The sequence below is a fragment of the Xanthovirga aplysinae genome, from assembly GCF_009711365.1.
In the GTDB taxonomy this organism is placed as follows: Bacteria; Bacteroidota; Bacteroidia; order Cytophagales; family Cyclobacteriaceae; genus Xanthovirga; species Xanthovirga aplysinae.
On the sequence record NZ_SMMB01000830.1, the window covers coordinates 1 to 4,422 of the forward strand.

Annotated in this window: 2 protein-coding genes; both read right to left on the bottom strand. The window is 37.9% G+C overall.

Features of this window, described 5'->3' with window-relative positions; translation table 11 throughout:
• Nucleotides 1–68: 68 nt before the first annotated feature.
• Nucleotides 69–3,026 (bottom strand): TonB-dependent receptor, encoded by a 2,958-nt coding sequence (locus E1171_RS06375; protein ID WP_222931417.1) that lies wholly within the window; start codon nucleotides 3,024–3,026, stop codon nucleotides 69–71.
• 206 nt (nucleotides 3,027–3,232) lie between these two features.
• The gene (locus E1171_RS06380) at nucleotides 3,233–4,270 is read right to left on the bottom strand and encodes a FecR family protein (protein WP_155205179.1); all 1,038 of its coding nucleotides are present in this window, start codon (nucleotides 4,268–4,270) and stop codon (nucleotides 3,233–3,235) included.
• Nucleotides 4,271–4,422: the final 152 nt, after the last annotated feature.

Sequence of the window (4,422 nt, forward strand, 5' to 3'; positions counted from 1 at the left end):
AAAGCATACCTCATTTCCAAAAAATAAAAGTTAAAAAAATTAAAATGAGTGTATGCTTTTATAGTTTTCTAAAAGCGATATTCCACGGCCAGTTTAAATGCTCTTCCCAAAATAGGGCGTGCCATAAAAAACTCTTCAGGAGCAGCTGTTGACCTTGGGTTACCTTCTGTAAGGCCGATTGAATTGGTTAAATTACTGGCATTCAGCAATACAGTATAGTTATTAGAAGTATAAGAGACCCCAGCACCAAAAACACTATAAGCAGGTAGTTCAAACTCATTCGCATTATCATTATATTTTTTCCCGAAGTGATCAAAGGTCAGAAAGGCATTTAATCCTTTCATTACCTGCACAGAGGGCCGGACTTTAAAAAACATATCCGGGATTCTTCTTACACTATTTCCATTTAGGGCTTCGTTAGCTTCCCCTTCAAAATTCTTCAGTGTAGGGTTTTGAAAAGTTCCTGTTACATTTAGGCTAAAAATACCCGCATTTGCCATACTTTCAATTTCAATACCCATATTATCTGCCCCAGCAAACTTGTTTTCAGACTGACCATCAGCCAAAATATCCGTGAAGGCAATGTTTTGCATATCCATATAAAATAAATTAGCAAACACCGCCAATTTAGAAGTGGTGTATTTGTACCCTAATTCCAATTGCTTTATTTCCACGGGCCTGATGTTTTCTAGATTATTTACATTATCTAAATAGGCTTCTTCTATTGGAGACCTGAAACCACTACTGAATCGCAAATAAGAGGCCATATGGTCATTAAATTGATAATTACCAGCCACAGTATAAGATAGACGGTTAATATCATCATCGCCTGGGTCGGAATCCAGATTGTCTCCATATTTCCAATAAGTATAGGGAGCTCCAACAGAGGAAACTTTATCATCAGCGGTTGTGGTCTGGTCACCTAAATCATTAGATTCCGTACTGCCAATATATCCTGAATATTTAGCTATTTCGTAACGCAAGCCAGCATCCAATGTAAGATCCTCTGAAACCTGGAATTCCTCATTCAGATAAAGTGCATTAATATTTGCTCGAATCTGGGAATCTCTTGTTAGGAAAGAAATAGCAGTCACACCATTCAAGGTTCTTGAAAAATTGGGATCTTCTGGATTCAAGTCACCATCGACCAAATTTAGCAAACGAGAATTGTCTGATATTTCCATTAGAATATTACTCCAATTCCATTGCTGATTGGAAGTATAACTGGAATGATAATAACCTAAAGTCAGATGATGATGCTCATTTTCAAAACCCAACTCCAATTTGTTAGAAAAAGATTCCATCTGTTTATCAATGGACCAAAAACCTACTTCTGCCACTAGATCCGGATTTGCCACTTGGCCATTATCCGCATAATAATAAATAGGATTATTAATAGGCAGGCTTCGATTAATAGCAAACTCAAGGGGAGAAGTTGGAGCAGCTCCGGGAAACAAAGCCGTATATTCCATGTCAATATTCGTTACCCTAAAAGCGTCGGTTATCGTCCAGCCTTTGCCTAGTTCAATTTGACTTTCACCTCCAACAGCATTTACTACAGGGTGTATTCCATCCTCCAAATTCCGTTCAAAAAACCCACCTCCTGGTTGGGGCACTTTCAATTTACTGGCATAAACACTGGCCAGCGTACCATAATTAGGATCGAACCCAGGAATTCCTTCAGGATCGGAAGGGTTTTGAAGAGGAATGGGAAGCAAAAATAAATTTTTATCATTAAGGTGTTTATAATATAATCGTACATACCCTTTATCCAGGTTATAGGTAAGATTGGCTTTCACCTGGCCTCCTTTATTCGCAGGATAACCCGGGCTCCTAATTCCATTATCTTCTCTATAGAACCCGCCAATATTATAAAATAACCTCTCACTTAGAGGTCCTCCAATATTTAAATCCGTCCTAAAAAGTCCATAATCACTTACTGAAATCTTGGCCAAACCTTCAAACTCCGGCCCTCCTGTATTACTGATAAAGTTTACAATTCCTCCAGGGGCATTACTGGCAAAAATAGAGCCCGAACCGCCTCTTAATCCCTCAACTCTTTCAACAGTTTCATCAATCCTAAACCAGTTATCCACATTGGCAAATTGCAAAGCACCGTCCTCAAAAATGGGTAATCCATCCTCCTGCATTTGCACATATTCATAAGCACCTGCTGCAGGAATACCCCTGGCAAATAAATTATTTCCAACTTCTCCACCTGAAGTCTCCACTAAGAACCCTGGTATCGTTTGAAGAAGATCAGCTGTGCTATTAGGGGATAACTCCGAAATACTTTTGGAATTAATGGTGGTTATAGCCACACTTGACTCCAATTTCGTCTTTGGGTTGGCATTACCTGTTACCACTACTTCACTTAACCCTAACAAATCAGACTGCAGCGAAACATTCAGAAAAGCACCTTCAGCCCCTAACATTACCGTTTGCATTGAAGGTTGGTATCCTACGAAAGAAATCTCAATTTGATATTCTCCTTCATCAAGACCATCTAAACTAAATTCACCTGAAAAGTCTGTAGAAGCACCCGTGGTTGTTCCCTTAATCCTAACACTTGCTCCTGGAAGAGGTTCCCCTTGTTCATCGGTAACTTTCCCACGCAACTCTCCAGCTTCTACCACTTCAACACTTCCACCATTTTTGACATCAGCTTTACTAATACTGATGTTCGAATTAACCTGTTTAAAATTAAGTTGTGCCTGCTTGGAGATTTCATTTAGAAGCTTTCCAACTGTTGTTTTTCCCTTCCTGAGTTTAAGGTTAACCTTATTTTGGAAAATAGAACGGTCATAAGCAAAAACATAACCCGACTTTGCTTCAATTTCACTCAGAATCTCCTCCAAAGAGGGATTCGGGAAATCAAAATTTAATTCCGTTTCATAAATATTTGCTATTTGTTGAGATTTTGCCTTCAAAGGCATCGCAAAGCAAAAGATATTGAATTGAATAATAAGGGCTAGGGTCAAAAATTTTGAGCTCCTAAAAAAATGGTTAGGTAACAAGTTTTTCATAACTTTGAATTTGTTTACAACAATTGATAAATTATCTGTTCACAGATAGTTTTTGAGATTGGAAGCAGGTATTGCCGTACCTGCTTTTTTTAATTTTAGCCCTCCCATTAACAACCACCCTACCTTTTTCAGAGAGGAAATAGGTCCAGGGAATAATACTGTAAATCGTAGAGGTCCTTTTAAAAGTCTATTGCATAAAAGTTTAATTATTTAAAAGTGATACTTACTTGGTTTTCATTTATTTTATATTCAAAATTTAAAGCGAAGGCCATACTTAATAATGTATTCTCCAGGCTCTCGTTTTTATATTTACTGGTAAATTCTAAGTCACCAGGAATATCTCCAAAGGTCTTTAGTTTCACCCCATACCATCGCTCCAACTTTTCTTCAATTTGACTAAAGTTATCATTTTTAAAAGCCAATATTCCCCTGGACCATAACCCGATAGAGTTGACGTCAATCGTTAAAATTTCAAAGTTATCCTTAGTGGAATTGTACCGTAATTGTTGACCTGGCTCCAAGAAATAAGGTTGTTCTCCTTCTCCCCCTTTCAGTTTCTCCACTTTCAACCTTCCGGTTTTTAACTCTATAATCGTCCCTTTTTGGTCTTTATAAGACTGTACATTAAAGGAAGTCCCTAAAACAGTAGCTATTAAGTCCCCAGCAATTACCTTAAAAGGTCGACTTTTATCTTTTTTCACTTCAAAAAAGGCTTCCCCCTCCAATTCCACCTTTCTTTCTTTTTCCCCAAACTCGCTTAAAAAGTGTACTTCACTGGCAGCATTTAGGGATAGTCGACTACCATCCGATAAGGCTATCTTAGACCTTTTCCCCAAAGGATTCTTTTTCAATATTTCTTTTGCTGTACTGTTGGCAACTTTCTTTTCTCTACTCTCGGGTTTAAAAAGAAAATAGAAACCGCCGATAAGCACTACAAATACGGCTGCAACCCGACTTAGCTTTTTCAACCTGGACCAATAATTAATTTCTAAAGTCCTTATTCGAGATTCTTCTTTTTGCTTAGAAGCAAATATTCTTGCCAACACCTGTTCCTGTTCACCTTCTTCAGGATTTAAGTGGTTAAATTTTAAAGCAGTAATAATGGCCTTAGCCTCTTGAAAAGCCTGCTTTTCATCAGGATGGGTGGCTAACCAACTTTCCCAATAAGCGGTTGTCTCAGCTGTAGACCCAAGAACCCAGCTTTTGAATTTCTCATCTTTTAAAAAATCTTCTACCGTACGCATATTTTCCGCTTTTCTTGGAGAAAGCCTTTAATCTACTATTTTGGTAATTAAGGATTCTCTTATTTCCTCCAAAAACAAACCTAGCACCCTGTCCCACATATTCCGGTTGATGTTAAAACCTTCCTTTATTTGTTAAGATTTAGTTTGCTTTT